Source organism: Chryseobacterium geocarposphaerae (assembly GCF_002797535.1).
Lineage (GTDB): Bacteria > Bacteroidota > Bacteroidia > Flavobacteriales > Weeksellaceae > Chryseobacterium > Chryseobacterium geocarposphaerae.
This window is the reverse complement of sequence record NZ_PGFD01000001.1, coordinates 935,170-954,164: the sequence shown is the minus strand read 5'-3', so window position 1 is coordinate 954,164 and position 18,995 is coordinate 935,170. Positions and strand designations below refer to the sequence as shown.

Here is an 18,995-nt window from a genome sequence, read left to right as displayed (position 1 = left end):
TTTATAGTTTATTAAGAGATTCCTGAATATTAAGTATGTTTTTATTTAAGAGCGCTTTGTAAGCCTCTATTTTTTCATTGTACACATCGTCATGATTTTTTTTAAATTGATCTAAGTCATCTAGTAGTTTTAATTCGTCTTGCATCTTTTGAACTATTTTTTCAAATCTTATCTTCTTATATTCGTCATTGATGAAAAAATACCGCTTTCGTTCGTCCATTTTATTATGATCTACAATGAGCTGGGCTTTCAGTAGTAAAGAAATACTTGTAGAAACCGAGCTTTTGCTTGCAGAAAGAACTTCCACAAATTCATCAAAAGTAATCCCCACCTTTTCATAATCGAAAAGCAGGTAGGCATAAATTTTTGAAGCTAGTGGAGGTACGTTGAAAATGGTGCCATAGAACTTTACAGCATCCTGAAAAATTTTTTCGTCAATTTCTATACTCTTATGCATGGTATATAATTTGAGCAAATGTAAAAATTAGTTCAGAACTAAACGAACAAACCCAATAGAGTTTCTCAATATTGGGCCTTTTAAAAATTCAATGAAAGTTGATTTAACTTTTTGATTAAATTATAATCTTCTCAAAAGCTTTTCTCATTCCGCCGGCCAAACAAACCTCTCCACAATAAGAATATCCCTTTCCTTCAAGAATTTTCAACATGGCAATATTGTCGAAGTTGGTATCAACTTTAACACTCTGAATACCATTGGATTTAGTGAATTCTTCAATGTGGTCAAACAGCTTTTTCACCATTCCCTCTCCTGCAAACTTTTCATCTACAGCTACCCGATGTACCACAACAAATTCTCCATTGCTCAGCCAGGCTCCTTCTATGGTGCTGTAAGCAGGCTCATCATTAAGGATCAACGCACTGTACACTGCAATTTCACCATCTACGGTCAGTACATATCCGAATCCTTTTTCAATATCGCTTTCTACCGTATCCAGGTTGGGATAACCTTGCTGCCATTGTGTACTTCCGTCTTGTCTTCGTCTTTCAATGGCCTGCTGCAAAATACTCCAGATTATATCTCTGTCTTCAATTTCTGCCTTTCTTAATTTAATTTCTGAATTCATTGCTGTGAAAATTTCAATTAAAAGATTAATTTTTAATTAAATAAAAAATTATTGGTTTATGTGTTTGGGATACTTCGGCAAGCATCTTTAATGATTTAACCCACTTTAAAATTTGAATAATTAAAAAACCGAAAACTAATTGAAATTAATTTTCGGTTCGAAGTAGTAAAATTTAAAATTATGAAATTGTTTTTTATTGATTTTCACTTTGTTGAAGATAAGCATCTATGATGTCAAATGCTTTCTTCTCATCCTGCAAATCTACCATTACTTTTAGCGAAGTTGCCGTAGGCGTTGTCGTAAAAGTCAGATAATTGTTTTCTACCGCATTTGTAATCTGCGCGTCGTCCAATTTAGATTTGATTAACTGAATTTCTGAGGGTTTGTCACTTTCAAAAACTGATACTCTTGTGCTTCTTTCCATATTCTTTTCCGTTTGAGTATCTAAATATATGACAAATTTTTTAAAATCCCAAATCCGGATTTTAAATTTTGTTAATATTATTTTCGATTTTATCTATAGCAAGCTTGATTTCTTCCTTGGTTACATTTAAATGAGGTCTGAATCTAAGTGACTGATCTCCACAGGAAAGAATAATCATTCCGTCATTCCAGAGTTCATCTCTTAATATATTTCTTTGTTCAGAAGTTGGAAGATCAATAGCACACATCAATCCTCTTCCTCTTGCGTTTGATAATTTATCAGGATATTTTTCTGCTAATTTTTTTAATTCTTCCAATAAATAATCTCCTACAATTCTTGCGTTTTCTACTAAATTTTCTTTTTCAATCACCTCCATTACCAACTGAAAACGCAGCATATCGATAAAGTTTCCTCCGAAGGTAGAATTGATTCTTGAACTTTCTCTGAAAACGTTATTGGGTATTTCATCAAATTTCTCTTTATTCGCTAAAACCCCGCAAACCTGTGCTTTTTTTCCGAAAGAAATAATGTCCGGTTTGGCTGTGAAGTGCTGGAAAGCCCACATTTTTCCTGTAATTCCGATCCCGGTCTGAACTTCGTCGAAGATCAATAAAATCTCATTATCATCACAGATTTTTCTCAATCCTAATAAGAACTCGTCTCTGAAATGATTATCACCACCTTCTGCCTGAATAGGCTCAATAATGATACAGGCTACTTTATCCGAATTCATCAGAATAGCCTCTTCAATCTGAATTAAAGCCAGTCTTTCATTCTTGATCGTTTCCTCCAGGTTTTCCTCTGTGATTGGGAAAGTTAATTTAGGATTAAGAATTCTTGGCCAGTCAAACATCGGGAAATATTGATATTTTCTAGGATCTGAAGTATTTGTTAAGCTTAATGTATAACCACTTCTTCCGTGGAATGCCTGTCTGAAATGAATGCAGATTCCGGCTTCCTGGTTAAGGCCTTTTTCAAAATTCTTTCTGGTTTTCCAGTCGAAGCAAGCTTTCATTGCGTTTTCAACTCCTAAAGTTCCTCCTTCAATAAAAAAAGCGTACTGCAATTCTTCAGGAATTACGACTCTTTCAAAAACTTCTAAAAAATGTGCATATTCTTCGGAATAAACATCTGCCAAAGTTGGTTTATTAACGGCCATTTTCCCTAACCATGCTGATTTCTCAATGATATATGGATGGTTATAGCCAACGGAAGCCGAGGCGAACATCGAGAACATGTCTAAATATTCTCTGTTGGTAAGCTTATCGTACAGCCAAGAACCGTGAGATTTTTCAATATCCATTACGAAATCAAAGCCATCTGCCAAAACATGTTTTCCTACGGTTTCTTTTACTTTATTTGCTTGTATATCAATTGTTGTGTGTTCCATATTGTATGTGATTTAAAGATCTAAAGATTTAAAAATTAAAAAGACTCAGCTATAAATTTTAAAATCTTTAAATAACTTAAACGGTTAAATTAATTTTTTATAAATCAAATTTAATTCCTTGTGCTAAAGGAAGTTGTGTTGTATAATTAATAGTGTTGGTTTGTCTTCTCATATAGTATTTCCAAACGTCTGAACCCGATTCTCTACCACCTCCTGTTTCTTTTTCACCACCGAAAGCTCCTCCGATTTCTGCTCCGGATGTTCCGATGTTTACGTTGGCAATTCCACAGTCTGAACCTGCATGAGAAAGGAATAATTCTGCTTCTCTTAAGTTCTGCGTCATGATTGCAGATGATAATCCTTGAGGAACATCATTCTGAATGGCAATCGCTTCTTCCAGTGTTTTGTATTTAATTAAATATAAAATCGGTGCGAAAGTCTCGTGCTGAACGATCTCGTAAGAATTCTTCACTTCAGCGATGCAAGGCTTTACATAACAACCGGACTCATATCCTTTTCCTTTTAAAACTTCACCTTCAACAATGAATTTTGCGCCTTCTTTTTTACCTTTTTTAATGGCTTCCTGATACATGTTTACCGCATCTGTATCGATAAGCGGTCCCACATGATTGGTTTCATCTAATGGATTCCCGATCTTTAATTGTCCGTAAGCTTTTACCAGTCTGTTTTTTACTTCATCATAAACACTTTCGTGAATGATTAGTCTTCTCGTGGAAGTACATCTTTGTCCCGCGGTTCCAACTGCTCCGAAAACAGCTCCGATGATCGACATGTCAATATCTGCATCTTTAGAAATAATAATAGCGTTATTTCCTCCCAATTCAAGGATTGATTTTCCGAATCTCTGGGCAACATTGGTAGAAACCATTCTTCCAACTCTTGTAGAACCCGTGAAAGAAACTAAAGATATTCTTTTATCATCCACTAATTTCTGCCCGATTTCATGATCAGCAACCAATACACTTGAAATTCCTTCCGGAAGATTATTTTCCTTTAAAACCTCATTCATTATATTTTGGCAGGCAATAGCACAAAGTGGCGTTTTTTCTGAAGGTTTCCAAATGGTAACATTGCCACAAATCCATGCTAAAGCCGTATTCCATGACCAAACTGCTACCGGAAAGTTGAATGCTGTGATAATTCCTACAATTCCAAGCGGATGATATTGTTCGTACATTCTGTGTCCCGGTCTTTCCGAATGCATCGTATAACCGTGAAGCTGTCTGGAAACTCCCACTGCAAAGTCACAGATATCGATCATTTCCTGAACTTCTCCTAAGCCTTCCTGCAAAGACTTACCCATTTCATAAGAAACCAGCTTCCCAAGGTCGTCTTTATATTGTCTTAACTTTTGTCCCAGTTGTCTTACAATTTCTCCTCTTTTAGGAGCCGGAATCAACCTGAATTCTTTAAATGCTTTTTCTGCCGTTTCAATTACCTTATCATAATCTGATTCTCCGGAAGTTTTGATTTTGGCAATCAAATTACCATCTACAGGTGAAAAACTTTCTATTGTTTTTCCTGATGCGAAATATTTTCCGCCTACCGAAGTTCCTTTGTTTTCCTCTTTAATTCCTAAGTTTTTCAGTGTTTTTTCGATTCCGAAATCCTTTATTTTTTTAGACATAAAAATTTTACTTTTCGTTTTCTCTAAAGATAAAAATATTATACGGAACTCAAAATTTAATTTTTTTTAACTTATTTTTTATTTGGACTAATTATAAACGTGATTATCTTTGTAAGGTAAATATTTGAGTTTCAGAAATGGAAAATAATAAAGATGTAAAAGAATCTGAAGAAGTAAAGAAAAATTCCAAATGGAAAAGTCTTGTGAAGAAGTTTGGAATCGGAGGTATTATATTCTTTACGGTGAAGGGAATCATTACTTCTACCCTTATTTATTTTCTGGGTAAAAATTTCTGGACGGTAATCAGTAATTATTTTACGACAATTTTTGATTAATTTAATTGATATATGGAATGTAAAAAGCAGAGAATTTTCTCTGCTTTTTCTTTATTAAACATTTTTAATTTCTGGCCATCCTGAGTGAAGAATTTTCAAGATTTAATGGATTTCTCCTTCGTCGAAATGTCAGTGTCTAAATAAAATTTATTCTTTTTTCTTTCTTCCGGAGTTGATTAAGTTTTGATGAAGCAAGTACTCAATCTGTCCATTTACACTTCTGAATTCATCATTGGCCCATTTTTCCAGAAGTTTGTAAGTAGACTCATCTATCCTGATCACAAAAGATTTTTTGCTTTTGTTTTCGGAAGAAGCTTGAGTTTTATCTGATTTCATTTTTTTAATTTTCTAATTATTGGCTTAATGCAGATTTTTGTTGAAACGACAGATCAATTATACAAAGTTCCTGCATTTAAGATAGGTGTAGCCGCTTTCTCACCACATAAAACAACCATTAAATTGCTTACCATAGCAGCTTTTCTTTCGTCATCCAGCTCTACAATATTTTCTTCGGATAGTTTTTTTAAAGCTAAATCGACCATTCCAACTGCTCCTTCAACAATTTTAGTTCTCGCTGCTACAATGGCTGTTGCCTGTTGTCTCTGAAGCATTGCTCCTGCAATTTCTGATGCATAAGCAAGATGCGAAATTCTGGCTTCCTGAATGACGATTCCTGCTTTTGAAAGTCGGTCTGTAAGTTCCTGCTCCAGGATTGAATTGATCTTGTCTCCTCCTTCTCTTAAGGTAATTGGAGCATGATCGTCTTCCAGATTGTCATAAGGAAAGCTCATCGCTAAATGACGTACAGCAGCTTCACTCTGCATTTTCACAAAGTCCGAATACCGTTCTACATCAAAAGCAGCTTTGTAAGTATCTCCAACTTTCCATACGATAACAACGGCAATTTCAATCGGGTTTCCCATTTTGTCATTTACCTTTAAAGTTTGCCCCTGAAGGTTCTCCGAACGTAAGCTGATTCTTTGAGAGGAATATAATGGGTTGATGAAAAACAACCCGTTCTCTTTTACGGTTCCTACATATTTTCCAAAAAAGTTCAATACTCTTGAGTGGTTAGGCTGGATAATCATCAATCCTTTCATGAAGAAACAAAATGCAAGAAAACAAAGGACAGAAAGGACAACGAAAGTAATGTTCCTGTCAACTCCTGTTATGAAAAGATAAATAGCGGCTACGAAAAGTATTAAGCATATTACTAAAGCTAAATAGCCGGACATTGGTTTTAAAACTTTTTCCATGGTGTAAATTTTAATTTGATATTATTTTGATATCATAAAGGTATTATTAATTTTTGAATAATTTTTATATTCCTTGAATTTTTATTTGCATAGCTCACCGGCAAAAAAAATCCCGGGACAACTTCCCGGGATTTTTTATTGATGATTTTAAGAATTATTTTTTAGTCAATGCTTTAAATTTAAAGTAAGAAGCAATAGATAAGGCTAACATTGTTGCTAATCCTATATATACCCAAGCCGGAACCGGAACAGGATCTCCTGCTGCATAAGAGTGAAGTCCGCTTAAGTAATAATTAACTCCAAAATACGTCATTACCATTGAACAGAAGGCAAACATTGTTGCCACGTGAATAGCCCATCTGCTTCTTAGTCCCGGAACTAATCTCATGTGTAATACAAAAGCATATACCATGATTGAAATAAATGCCCATGTTTCTTTTGGATCCCAGCTCCAGTATCTTCCCCAGGATTCGTTTGCCCAGATTCCTCCTAAGAAGTTACCTACCGTTAAAGCAAACAAACCTATTGTTAAAGACATTTCAGACACAATTGCCAATTCTTTCAATGTGGTGTCGTGGTGAATTTTGTATGTTTCTTTATTAGATATAATATAGAATACTAAACTGAGTACGGCTATAATCATTGATAAGGCAAAGAAACCGTAACTTGATGTAATGATTGCTACGTGAACAATTAGCCAATATGATTTCAATACAGGGACAAGCGGAGTGATCTGCGGATCAAGCGCTGAACCTCCGTGAGCAAATCCCATCATGATTACTGCAACCATAAATCCTGCTGCGGGAATCAATGCGTTTGAGTTTCTGTATAACAATAAACCTGCAGTAATACCTACCCAAGAAATGAAGATAATAGCTTCGTAACCGTTACTCCAAGGTGCGTGTCCCGAAATATACCATCTTGCCACCAATCCTAAGAAATGGAAAACGTAGCCGATAATTCCAAGGGCAATAATTGCTTTGATGATTTTATTTAAAACTTTTTTAGGTTTGAATAATTCTACAAAACCTAAGATTAACAGTAACCCTCCAATAATTGTATAGAAGATCAACAATTTGAAGTTAAGATTCACTTCATTCATGAAAACTTCAAGATCTACTTTAGATTTTGCAGGAACTACAGCTTTCCCCCATTTCTGCTGATAGTCTGAAAGCTTTGCTAACTCTTTATCTGCTTTACTCCAGTTTCCTGATTGCTGAGCTTGCAATACTTCTGCAAAATAGGGTCCCATTACTTGCTGAGATTCCATATCCGGTTCAAATTTCTGATCAAGCCAAGAATGCCAAGTGTGGTTTGCATCATTTTTCACAGGAACAATTCTCATAAACTGACCGCTAAAGAATTCATTAAAAATCTGAACTCTTTCGTTTACAGCAATTACTTCTTTATCATAATTGGTCTGTTCTGCCGGTTTTTTACGGAAGGCTGTGTTGTAATCGTGTTCAAGGATATATGTTAAATTTCCATTGGCATCTGCCGGGAAAAGATTCATTAATGAAGTATAGCCGTCTTCATTGGCTTTTGTTTTTTTCATTAATTCATCACCTCCTTTTGGCCCGATTTTAATCATCGGAACCATGGTCCAGCTTGGTGTATCTGTATTGACAGATAAAAACCATTGGTTAGCCGTCAGATACTTTCCGTCAGTTCCTTTGAATTCGTCTTTTTTGTATAATTTTCTTAAAACATCTAAGGCTTCAGTATTGATAGGAACAATTCTTCCCTCAATATTCTGAACCAAAAGATAACCGAATTTATCTGCGTGCTCTTTACTGATCTTATTTCTTGCAATGATCTCGTCTGCAGAAACCATTTTCATTTTTTTGAATGGCTGTGCGCCTTGTGGCTGAACCGCTTCAGATGTAGGAGTGTGATTATGATTTTCTCCTTCTACGTGCATGTGTTCTCTGCTTCCGTCTGTTGTTCCGTGAGTTTCAATTTTCTGAGCATTGAAACCTAAGCTTAAAAATAACAACAATACCGCTGCAGTTCTTTTCTTGTTAACATCTTTCAGCATTTTATTAAGCTTCCAGAAATGGGTTCCTTTCCAGAAGAATATAAAGAACATTCCTCCAAACAATAAAGCATAACCGATATAAGAAATCAGAGTTCCCCAATAATCGTGATTTACAGAAAGTACAGTTCCCATTCTGTCCGGATCGAAACTTGACTGGAAAAAACGGTAACCTTTATGATTAAGAACGTGGTTCATATATATTTTATAAGGAGTTTCTTTTCCTTCATCAATGATTTTTACATGACTTTCATATGCACTTGGAGATGAACTTCCAGGGTAAGTTTCCATTACGAAATCATCTAATTTCAGTGCAAAAGGTGTATTGTAGATCTTTGGTCCGAATCCAACCATGATGTTCAATCCATCCATAGTCACTTGCTTATAAGCATTTGGGTTTCCTTTTTCAACAGATAAATCTACTAATTGTTTTGTTTTAGGGCCCTGAAGTTCAACGGTAAGCATATCCGGAACATTCTGGTCCTTTTTTCTGTCTCCTTCAATAGCCATTAGTGTTCCTTTCTTCAATCCTTCAGGAACAACTAATTTTAATTCATTGATGGTGTATAAGCTTCTTAAAGCAAGAGGCTGGAACTGATCTTTTACCGTATTTCCTGTAGCTTTAGTCGCCATCGTCATATAGGCTGCATCCACCGGAGTTTTAATGAATAACTGTCCGTTTTCATTTTTAAATTCAACCGCTCCTTCAATAGGTCTGTTGAAAGTTACCAATGTTCCGTTGATTGATTTTGTTTCTCCCGGTTTGATGTAGATATTTTGTCTTCCTGTATTTCCTGTCGAAACCAAATGTAGATACTCTGCTCCATTTGCATCAGCCAATAAGCTGTCTTTCTTTCTTTGAACATACTTTTTTGCGATCACTTTCACTTCTTTTCCGTGAAAATCATAAGTAGCTTCAAGATTTTTGTGCAGAGGAGACATTAAATAAGGAATATCCTGATAATTAAGAACGTCACCTTTTTCTTCAATCTGAATTTTAAGGAAGTTTTTGTCGGTCACAATTTCGTTGGAAGTTTCTCCTTCTCTGATGTGCATTGTTCCTTCAAAACTGATGTATCTCGTGATAGCACCCCCGATAAAAATAAAGATAAAGGCTAAGTGAAAAACCAGTACCGGCCATTTCTCTTTTTTCCAAAGTCTGTATCTTCCGATATTTCCGATGAAGTTTAAAATAAGCAGAAGCATGATGAATTCAAACCATTTAGCTTCGTAGATGAGTGCTTTTGCTGTAGGTGTTCCGTAGTCGTTTTCTAAGAACGTTGCATAAGCCATCGCAAATGCATAAACCAGCAGCAATACAGCCATTGTCCTGGTTGAAATAAGAATATCCTGGATCTTCTTCATGATGTTATATACTTGACATGCAAAAATAAGGATGATTAATGAAAAGGTTGATAAAAAAAACTGTCATTTGTCAGTTCAAAGCCCTTAAAACCTTATTTTGATTCGTTCTTAATAGTGAAAAATATCTTGAGAAAAATTTAATTATTAATAACCTATTGATGATGATTAATAAAAGCTATGAGACTTATTATAACTGTCTATATGTTTAAGAATAAAAGCTATTCAAATTTCAATTAAAAAAGCACGTCTTTTTAATAAAATACTATTAAATTAGAATCTAAAATTTAGAAATCAAAATTATCTTTTAATGTCTAAAAAACATTAAATTTGCCCACATTGATATTATGAATAAGACGCAAACAAAAACACAGGAATCGCCTGATAAAGGCAAAATATTATCGAAGCCGCGTATATTCTTCGGGCTTGTATTTATACTTTTCTCCATTATCCTTACGTTTTCGTTCATCTCCTATCTGATGAATTGGAAATCAGACCAGAGTCAGGCAGGAACCATGCTTGATAAAACCATAAAATCATCTAATCTTTTTGGAAAAGTTGGAGATTGGCTAGGCAATATTTTTATTTTTGAAAGTATCGGGATTGCTTCTTTTATCATCGCATTTCTGGTATTTGTTTTTGGAACTCTTATTTTGAAAAAGAATTATTTCAAGCCGTGGAAAACAATTGGACATTCTTTGTTTTTCATTTGCTGGCTTCCTATTTTCTTTGGCGCTGCATTTACAAAACATCAGGGAGGAGTATTAAGCGGAGTTTATGGTTATCAGATCATGGATTCTTTGAATGCCCTTATTGGAGATGTTGGAATGTGGTTGGTATTAGCGGCAAGTATTGCTTTATATTTTATTTTGGAATTCAATCTGCGTCCGAGTGCTGTAAAAGCAAAATTGGATGAAATTAACGAAAATACTATCGGAAGAGTAAAATCTATGATGCCTAGTTCTGATGATAATTTTGAAGCGGATGAAGAACTGGAGGATGAAATTGAAGAAAATAACACGATTACCGTTACCGAAATGGTAAGTCCGAAACTTCCTGAAGAACCTGTAGATCTGGCAAAAGATTTTACAGAAATCCCTTCTTCTCCTGTTATTGAAACGATTTCTACTCCCAATAAGACTTCATTTGAAAATGATAAAGAAATCACTCAGTCTATCAATTTAAATCTTAATACCAAACCTTCAACTCCTGTTGCAAGTCCTTCGGAAGCTTTTGATATTACTCCTTCAAAACCTTTAGCTCAAAGTGATGAGAATATTAAATTTAATGTAGAAGTTGCTCCGGTTATTGATGTGTTGGACGAGTCGGATAAGAAATCGCAGGAACTTGTAGAAAAACATGGGCTATATGATCATAAACTGGATCTGGCTAATTTCCAGATGCCACCTGTAGATCTTTTAAAGGATTACGGAAATGAAGAAATTTCTATCAATAAGGAAGAATTAGAAGAAAACAAAAATAAAATTGTAGGCCTTCTTAAAAACTTTAATGTAGGAATTGCTGAAATTAAAGCTACGATTGGCCCTACAGTTACTTTATACGAAATTGTACCTGAAGCAGGGATCAGAGTTGCGGCAATTAAAAAGCTTCAGGATGATATTGCATTGAACTTATCTGCTTTAGGAATCAGAATTATAGCTCCGATGCCGGGGAAAGGAACGATTGGAATTGAGGTGCCGAGAAAAAATCCTACCATGGTTTCCATGCGTTCGGTGATTGCTTCCCAGAAATTCCAGAATACTGATATGGATCTTCCTGTGGTTTTCGGGAAAACGATTTCTAATGAGATCTTCATGGCTGATTTATCAAAAATGCCTCACTTGCTAATGGCGGGTGCAACAGGTCAGGGAAAATCAGTAGGTATTAATGCGATCTTAACTTCCCTACTCTATAAAAAACATCCTAGCGAATTGAAATTCGTTATGGTAGATCCTAAAAAAGTAGAACTTTCTTTATATTCAAAAATTGAAAGACATTATTTAGCCAAACTTCCGGATGCAGAAGAAGCTATCATTACGGATACCAATAAAGTAATTAATACGCTGAACTCTCTTTGTATAGAGATGGATACCAGATATGATCTGCTTAAAAATGCGTTTTGTAAAAATTTAAAAGAATACAATAAAAAATTCTCTGAAAGAAAGCTTAATCCCGAAAACGGACACCGATATTTACCGTATATTGTTTTGGTAGTAGATGAGTTTGCTGATTTGATTATGACTGCCGGAAAAGAAGTGGAATTGCCGATTGCGAGATTGGCACAGCTTGCAAGAGCGGTTGGTATCCATTTAATTGTTGCTACACAAAGACCTTCTGTAAACGTTATTACAGGGATGATTAAAGCTAACTTCCCTGCAAGAGCAGCATTCAGGGTAATTTCGAGTGTAGACTCCAGAACGATTCTGGATTCTCCGGGTGCAGACCAGCTGATTGGTAAAGGAGATATGCTTTATTTTAACGGAAATGAAATTTTAAGACTTCAGTGTGCTTTTGTAGATACTCCTGAAGTGGAAAGACTGGCAGAATTTATCGGAGAACAAAAAGGCTATGCTTCTGCGCTTATGCTTCCTGAATATGTTTCTGAAGATTCAACAAGCACAGTTGGAGCTTTTGATCCGAATGAAAAAGATGCTTTATTTGAAGAAGCGGCAAGAATTATCGTTTCTACACAACAAGGTTCTACGTCTATGCTCCAAAGACAATTGAAATTAGGATACAACAGAGCTGGGAGAATTATGGACCAACTTGAGGCAAGCGGTATTGTTGGAGGATTTAATGGGGCCAAAGCAAGAGAAGTAATCATCGGGGATCTTCATTCTTTGGAACAGTTTTTGGAGGATCTGCGTAAATAAAGGAAAAACGATTGTTTAACCTTTATCAATCTAAAATATCTATATAGTATTAAATTAAAAAAATGAAAAATATTATTTCAAAAATTATACTGAGTGGTTTAGTTGTGGGAACAGTAGGATTGGCAAGTGCACAAAAAATTGATGCAAAGGCTAAAAAAATACTCGATGATGTTACTGCGAATTATAATTCTAAGAAAAATTCTTATTTCAAATTCTCTTTTGGTAGCGGTGTGAATGGACAGATTTCTAAAACAGAGCCTGGAATCTATTATGTGGCCGGAGATAAGTATAAACTGAAAATCATGGAAACGGAACAGATTTTCGACGGAAATAAAATCTATAATATCAATACAGAAGATATGGAGGTTACCATTGCCAAGCCTAATGGTAGCAGTGCTATGTTCTCCCCTATTAATTATCTGACAACGTACAGAAAGGATTATAATGTAACCTATAATGGTAAAAAAACTGTAGACGGAGTAAGTGCTGATTTTATAAAACTGACTCCTGTAAAGAATAATGGACTGGAAGCAGTTTACATTTTCGTAAATTCTGCTAAGAAACAGATGTTAAAATTAGAACAGCACGGAAACAATAAAGATATTGCCATTATTTCGATCAAAGAATATAAAGAAAATCAAACTCTGGATCCTAACATGTTTGTTTTTGATAAAAATAAGTTCAAAAATTATATCATCACAGAATTGTAATTATAATATCTATAAAATATATAAAGTCGCAAAGAACAACTTTGTGGCTTTTTTTTTAATTTTGGCAAATGTTTAAAATATTAGACCGCTATATCATAAAAACCTTTTTTGGTCCCTTTTTCTTTATTTTCAGTGTATTGTTTTTTATATTCATTGTCAATATCATCTGGGTACAATTGGGGCAGTTTATGGGAAAAGGGCTTACCACTTTTCAAATTGTTAAGCTTCTGTTTTATCTCGGAGTAAGTGTTATCAGTATGGTATTACCGCTTACCATACTTTTGGCGAGTATCATGTCTTTTGGAGAATTTGGAGAACGTTATGAGCTTGCAGCGATGAAAGCAGCAGGAATTTCGTTAACCAGAGTAATGACACCGCTTTTAGGGGTTGCTACGGTACTCGCAATCATGCTCTATTTCTTTTCCAATGATATTATCCCCGATTTCCAGAGAAAGGCAAAAAATATGCTTTTCAATATTGCCCAGACTAAGCCGGCACTGAATTTCACTCCCGGTCAGTTTATTGATCAGCTTCCGGGATACATGGTGAAGTTCGATAAAATTTACGGAGAAGACGGAAAAGATATAGAGGGCGTTTTTGTTCACAGAAAGGCAAGCACTTTCGAAAACCAACAGACAATTGTTGCTAAAAAAGGAAAATTTGTTACTCCTGCCAATAAAAACTTTCTGAAGCTTGAGTTGTATGATGGTTATGTAACTGAAGATAATTTTGCCGGTAAAGGAGAAAATGTAAGACTTAAACAGCCGGATCAGGTTATTAAGTTTGATACTTTGGTTTCCCACTTTGATGTCAGCGAGCTTATTAATAAAGCAATTGAGGAAGAACAGATCACGGACGACTACCGTTTTCAGACGTACAGTGAGCTTAATAAAACAATTCAGAAAAGTAAAAAAGATAATTCGTCTTATTTTAATACTGTAAATGGAGATGTTCTGAATCAGGTGAATTCTATGGTCACCTATATGGATAAAAGCAAGTCTAAGATAGCCGCAAAACAGCAGATAAAACTGGATACTGTAAAAAGTGAGAAAAAGCTGGAAATGATTTCTAATGCTTATAACAGAATGGATAACTTAAAAGCTACTTTGGAAACTAAAAACAGTGAAATAAATCCGAGTATCAAGTACTTTAGTAAAGTAGTTATGTATCAGCAGAGAATTGTAACCTACTCTTTTACGTGTGTCATATTCTTTTTGATTGGGGCAAGTTTAGGATCTATTATCAGAAAAGGTGGAATGGGATTACCGGTAATTATAGCCATCGTTATTTTTATCATTTTCTATATTATTAATGTTGGAATGGAAAACTTAGCCTGGGCAGGAAAAATGAACCCTTATCTGGCTTCCTGGCTTCCCAATATGGTTCTGTTTCCTTTTGGAGTCTGGATGACTTATAAAGCGCTTACCGATTCCCAGCTTTTTGATGCTGAAAAATATAAATCTCTTCTGAAACCTATTACGAAAAGATTCTCAAAAAGTAAAGAACACAAAAGATATCAATAATAAAAAATCCGGAAAAACCCGGATTTTTTATTTGTGAACAATTGAATATAGTTTAGATTTGTAAAAAACTAATAACCAGCAGATGAATTACACAGGTAAAGTTTTACTTTTTATCGTTTTATTTTTTACTTCTATATGTGTTTTTGCTCAACAAGAACATTCCCTAATTTTTGATTTTAAAAACCTGTATTGTGTTGATCAAACATATGATGAAGATTATGACGGAGCTCCGGGGTTATTTATCTTTATGGTTCTCATGCTTATGTTCATTCTGATTTGTGTTGGAATCGGAATTGTAATCGCTGTATTGCTGTTTTTGTTATTGTTTGGGATCATAGCAATAGGATTAGTCTCCAGTTCCATATTAGTTGGACTTTATAATAAATCATTTCTGAAAGGGTTTAGAATTCTCATTATTGGTGGATCTACTATTGGCTGTACTATTTTAGGAATTGGAAGTTTTATTATTTATAATAAAATTGCCCATTATTGGCCTTTGCAGACATCAATTTTTGTGGGAACTCTTAGTGGTAGTATTGCAGGTTTCCTATTAGGAGTTATTATTTTTTATGCAATTCGAAAGTTGACAGGATTCTTCTATTCTAAATTAAAAGCTACCAAACGAATTTGATTATAGGTAAATCAGATATAAATAAAAAACCTGCTTTTAAGCAGGTTTTTTATTATAAAGTAAATTTTAATGTCCGGATTTTGCATCTGCATCATGTTGAACATGACTTAAATATTTAGTGCAGTACGCACCAAAGATTAAAATCACCAGATAGCAGAATACAGGAATGATAAAAGAGTGCTGTACTCCAAAATGATCAGCAAGATATCCCTGGAAAATAGGAACAATCGCTCCACCTAAAATTGCCATTACGACTAGCGAAGAACCCTGGCTGGTATATTTTCCTAATCCTGAAATTGCCAATGTATAGATATTCGAAAACATAATAGAGTTGAAAATACCAATTCCTAAAATGCTGTACATAGCCATTTCTCCGTGATTTACCATTGCAGAAATAAGCAGGATCACATTGATGGCTGCAAAGATCGATAGCGTTCTTGCCGGTGCTGCTTTTCCAATAAAGAAAGCAATAAAATTAAGAACGATGAATACTAAAAAGAAACTTATTTGTGCAAACGTTAAATTTACAATACTGAAAATAACAAGGAAAACCAATGTGGCTGCTGCCAACATGTAAATTGCTTTCTTTGCCTGACTAATGGATTGATTCAAAGAGATTGCTCCTAAGAATCGACCGATCATTGCTCCACCCCAGTAAAGGGAAAGATAGTTTTTACTTACCACTTCATTAAGGTTCATGACCTGAGGTTGTTCCAAAAAGCTGATGATAAAACTTCCTACTGCCACTTCTCCACCAACATAACAAAACATGGCAAAAACTCCGAATTTCAGGTGAGTGAACTGGAAAGCTCCAAAACCTTTTTCAATTTCTTCCTCTGAAGTCTGAAAAGACGGAAGCTTCACTCTTGAAATCAATAAAGCCACCAAAAGTAAAATTGCTGCAAAAATTAAATAGGGAATTCTCGTTGCAACCGCACTGAAAGATCCGTCTGCGGCTGAGAAAAATTCAAAAATCAAATGTCCTCCCAAAACAGGAGCAATAGTGGTACCGAATGCATTGAAAGCCTGTGTCATATTCAGTCTGCTGGATGCAGATTCTTCTGAACCTAAAAGAGAAACGTAGGCATTTGCCGTAATCTGCAAAACGGTGAATCCTAATCCTAATACGAACAATGCTCCTAAAAACAATCCGTAAGAAGAAAAAGTAGCTGCCGGATAAAATAAAATACATCCTAAAGCCGCCAGGAAAATACCAAAAAGAATTCCTTTTTTATATCCTACTTTATTAATGGGATCCCCGCTCGAGGTGGAGATCAGGAAATAAATTAATGAGCCTATAAAATAAGCTCCGAAGAAACAAAACTGCACCAGCATGGATTCAAAAAAAGTCAGTTTGAAAAGCTGTTTCAGATAAGGAATCAGGATGTCATTCATACAAGTAATGAAACCCCACATAAAAAATAAAAGTGTAATGGTAATAAGAGGAACAGTGTAATTCCTGCTTTTGGTTTTTACTTCATTCGTCATAATCATTCATTTAAAATAAAAAGAGGCTAAAGGTAGTGCCTTTTTATTTGATTTTATGCTTTTAAATCCCAAACTTTTTATTAAATATTCATGTGATTCGTGAGAAAAAAATAAATTTCACTAAACTATGAAGTAGAATTAGAATGATCTCGGAAATTAAATCTTAACTTTGTGCTTCAGATTATACCAGTATTTTAGTATGGACTCTAAACAACAATTTTTAGATAAGTCTTCAGAAGCAAAAGAAATATTCCTGCCCCATTTATCGACAGATCCCGTGATCTTCGGGTTCGATAATAATGAACTGAAAGTTCTGCTTCTTAAAATGAACTACAGAAAGCAGTGGATGCTTCCCGGAGGTTATATTCGTAAAGATGAAGATTTGGATGAAGGAATTGTAAGACTTTTGAAAGAAAGAGCCGGGGTAACGGTATCTTATCTTGAAGAATTTGGAGTTTTTGGAAAAAAAAACCGAAGCGAATTTTATTTTGAAGATTTTGATGAAACATTGTTTCAAAAACAGAGATTCATTACCATTGGTTTTTATGCGCTTTATAATGCTACTGAGCTTCATCCTGTAGCTGATGAAATGAGTGAAACCTGTGAATGGATCTACTTAAGTGAGCTTCCTGGGATAGAATTGGCAATGGACCACCGTGAAATTATTGAAAAGGCTTTACTTACTTTAAGGGAAAAAATCTCTATTAAGCCTATCGGATATAATCTTCTACCCGAAAAATTTACTTTGCCTGAACTGCAAAAATTATATGAAGCTATCTTAGGAAAAGAACTGAACAGGGGAAATTTCTACCGAAAAATTAAAAATCTCGGCATCCTGAGAAAACTGGATGAGCAGCGTCGTGGAGGAGCTTATAAATCTCCGGATTTGTATAGTTTTGATGAAGAAAATTATAAAAAAGCCTTAGAAAACGGACTTAATAGCTGGTAAATAGAATTCATATTTAATGGGGGTGTTAAAAATTTCAATGAAAAAATATTAAAAACATTTAAAAATTTAATATAATTAAGAATATTTTTAGAAACTTCTTTCTTAATTTTGTCTTAATACAAATAGATACACAAATAGATGAAGTTTTTACGTAGAATGTTCCCTTCTAAGTACGAAAATATTGTTACCCACAAAGATTTTTGGGATTGGTTTATGGCCCACCAGAAAAAACTCTGGAAAACAATACATAACGGAGAAAAGATAGAAGAAGTCTTTTTTGATACAATGATGTCGAAGCTGAATCAGATCAAAGACGGAGTTTATTTTCATACAGGAATGTATGATAGCCAGACTGCAGAACTGATTTTAACTGCTGATACAAATATTAAGAATATTGTCTTTGTAGAAGATCTTATAAAATCAGCTCCTGATATTAATAATTGGAGATTTACAGCACTAAAACCTGAAGTTGATGTTTCCAAATTCCAGATAAAAATAGAAAATCACACCTTTACTACAGAGAATCTGTTTTTTTATGCGACTCAGGATGATAATTATCCCGACGAAATAGATCTTACAATAGTATACGATAAATTCAGCGAAGCAGAAAAAAATATAATTATAAACGGAGTATATATCTACCTGAATAATCTTTTGGGCGAATTATCTTCCGCAACCATGATTGATCATTTACAGATAAAAGGAAATGATCAGGAAAATGAAGAACTTATTCCTATTGCCAAGCTGAAAGACTATCTTGTATGGAGAGAAAGCGAATTCGAACAAAAATACCAACATAAAAGGTATTCTGCCCAAAAAGACAGTTGGGGAAGTTTCGAAGCGGCTCTCAGTAATGGAAAACCTTATTTTGCGATTGCCAATACCACTGTTCTGGAATGGAATCATAAAGCCTCACACCCCTGGGTTTTAAAGATCGAAATCCGTTATGAAGGAAAAGACAATAACGGGTTGCCAAATCCAGAAGATATGCATGCAATGAATGCTTTTGAAGAAGAGCTGAATGATGTTCTTATCGATACTGAAGGCTATTTAAATATAGGCAGAGAAACTGCAGATAATCTCAGAGAAATTTTCTTTGCGTGCAGAGAATTTAGAGATTCATCCAGGATTACCCACGAAATGATAACCAAATATTCAGATCAATTAAACATTGAATATCACATTTATAAAGATAAATACTGGCAGACTTTCGACAGGTTTAAATATAGCTAAAACAAAAAGAAAAAAGAGGTTTTCAATTGAAAACCTCTTTTTTGATTATATTC

General features: G+C 34.6%; 16 protein-coding genes. 7 read left to right on the top strand and 9 right to left on the bottom strand.

Annotated elements, in window-relative coordinates; genetic code table 11:
• Position 1: 1 nt before the first annotated feature.
• The 5 genes from CLV73_RS04170 to amaB all read right to left on the bottom strand — a co-directional run bounded on the left by CLV73_RS04170 (position 2) and on the right by amaB (position 4,547).
• Positions 2-457: a transcriptional regulator gene (locus tag CLV73_RS04170; protein ID WP_100375608.1), complete on the bottom strand. Its 456-nt coding sequence runs from the start codon at positions 455-457 to the stop codon at positions 2-4.
• 115 nt (positions 458-572) lie between these two features.
• Positions 573-1,085 (bottom strand): GNAT family N-acetyltransferase, encoded by a 513-nt coding sequence (locus CLV73_RS04165; protein WP_100375607.1) that lies wholly within the window; start codon positions 1,083-1,085, stop codon positions 573-575.
• Positions 1,086-1,278: 193 nt separating this feature from the next.
• Positions 1,279-1,509, bottom strand: a complete 231-nt coding sequence (locus tag CLV73_RS04160) for a DUF2007 domain-containing protein (RefSeq protein WP_100375606.1) — start codon at positions 1,507-1,509, stop codon at positions 1,279-1,281.
• A gap of 61 nt (positions 1,510-1,570) precedes the next feature.
• Positions 1,571-2,899 carry an L-lysine 6-transaminase gene (gene lat, locus CLV73_RS04155; RefSeq protein WP_100375605.1) on the bottom strand — a complete coding sequence of 443 codons (1,329 nt, stop codon included), beginning with the start codon at positions 2,897-2,899 and terminating at the stop codon, positions 1,571-1,573.
• A gap of 97 nt (positions 2,900-2,996) precedes the next feature.
• Positions 2,997-4,547, bottom strand: a complete 1,551-nt coding sequence (gene amaB, locus CLV73_RS04150; protein ID WP_100375604.1) for an L-piperidine-6-carboxylate dehydrogenase — start codon at positions 4,545-4,547, stop codon at positions 2,997-2,999.
• Positions 4,548-4,684: 137 nt separating this feature from the next.
• On the opposite strand from amaB, the gene CLV73_RS04145 reads away from it, so the two are divergent.
• Complete coding sequence (locus CLV73_RS04145; RefSeq protein ID WP_100375603.1) at positions 4,685-4,882, top strand: hypothetical protein; 198 nt, start codon at positions 4,685-4,687, stop codon at positions 4,880-4,882.
• Positions 4,883-5,029: 147 nt separating this feature from the next.
• On the opposite strand, the gene CLV73_RS04140 is transcribed toward CLV73_RS04145, so the two are convergent.
• From CLV73_RS04140 to ccsA, 3 genes are all read right to left on the bottom strand, one after another.
• Positions 5,030-5,218, bottom strand: a complete 189-nt coding sequence (locus CLV73_RS04140) for an Arc family DNA binding domain-containing protein (protein WP_100375602.1) — start codon at positions 5,216-5,218, stop codon at positions 5,030-5,032.
• A gap of 53 nt (positions 5,219-5,271) precedes the next feature.
• Positions 5,272-6,138, bottom strand: coding sequence for an SPFH domain-containing protein (locus CLV73_RS04135; RefSeq protein ID WP_100375601.1), 867 nt, complete (start codon positions 6,136-6,138; stop codon positions 5,272-5,274).
• A 154-nt stretch (positions 6,139-6,292) separates the two neighbouring features.
• Positions 6,293-9,538: a cytochrome c biogenesis protein CcsA gene (gene ccsA, locus CLV73_RS04130; RefSeq protein WP_100375600.1), complete on the bottom strand. Its 3,246-nt coding sequence runs from the start codon at positions 9,536-9,538 to the stop codon at positions 6,293-6,295.
• A 344-nt stretch (positions 9,539-9,882) separates the two neighbouring features.
• Between ccsA and CLV73_RS04125 the strand changes: the two genes are divergently transcribed.
• The 4 genes from CLV73_RS04125 (at position 9,883) to CLV73_RS04110 (ending at position 15,272) form a co-directional block, all read left to right on the top strand.
• Complete coding sequence (locus tag CLV73_RS04125; protein ID WP_100375599.1) at positions 9,883-12,408, top strand: FtsK/SpoIIIE family DNA translocase; 2,526 nt, start codon at positions 9,883-9,885, stop codon at positions 12,406-12,408.
• A 62-nt stretch (positions 12,409-12,470) separates the two neighbouring features.
• The gene (locus CLV73_RS04120; RefSeq protein ID WP_100375598.1) at positions 12,471-13,118 is read left to right on the top strand and encodes a LolA family protein; all 648 of its coding nucleotides are present in this window, start codon (positions 12,471-12,473) and stop codon (positions 13,116-13,118) included.
• Positions 13,119-13,186: 68 nt separating this feature from the next.
• Positions 13,187-14,641, top strand: coding sequence for an LptF/LptG family permease (locus CLV73_RS04115; protein ID WP_100375597.1), 1,455 nt, complete (start codon positions 13,187-13,189; stop codon positions 14,639-14,641).
• Positions 14,642-14,723: 82 nt separating this feature from the next.
• Positions 14,724-15,272 (top strand): hypothetical protein, encoded by a 549-nt coding sequence (locus CLV73_RS04110; RefSeq protein ID WP_100375596.1) that lies wholly within the window; start codon positions 14,724-14,726, stop codon positions 15,270-15,272.
• A 66-nt stretch (positions 15,273-15,338) separates the two neighbouring features.
• Here CLV73_RS04110 and CLV73_RS04105 read toward each other — a convergent pair whose 3' ends face one another.
• Positions 15,339-16,760 (bottom strand): sugar MFS transporter, encoded by a 1,422-nt coding sequence (locus CLV73_RS04105; protein ID WP_228424222.1) that lies wholly within the window; start codon positions 16,758-16,760, stop codon positions 15,339-15,341.
• A 199-nt stretch (positions 16,761-16,959) separates the two neighbouring features.
• Here CLV73_RS04105 and CLV73_RS04100 point away from each other — a divergent pair, with 199 nt between their 5' ends.
• Complete coding sequence (locus CLV73_RS04100) at positions 16,960-17,709, top strand: NUDIX hydrolase (protein WP_100375594.1); 750 nt, start codon at positions 16,960-16,962, stop codon at positions 17,707-17,709.
• Positions 17,710-17,847: 138 nt separating this feature from the next.
• Positions 17,848-18,942 (top strand): DUF695 domain-containing protein, encoded by a 1,095-nt coding sequence (locus CLV73_RS04095; RefSeq protein ID WP_100375593.1) that lies wholly within the window; start codon positions 17,848-17,850, stop codon positions 18,940-18,942.
• The last annotated feature ends 53 nt before the right edge of the window (positions 18,943-18,995 follow it).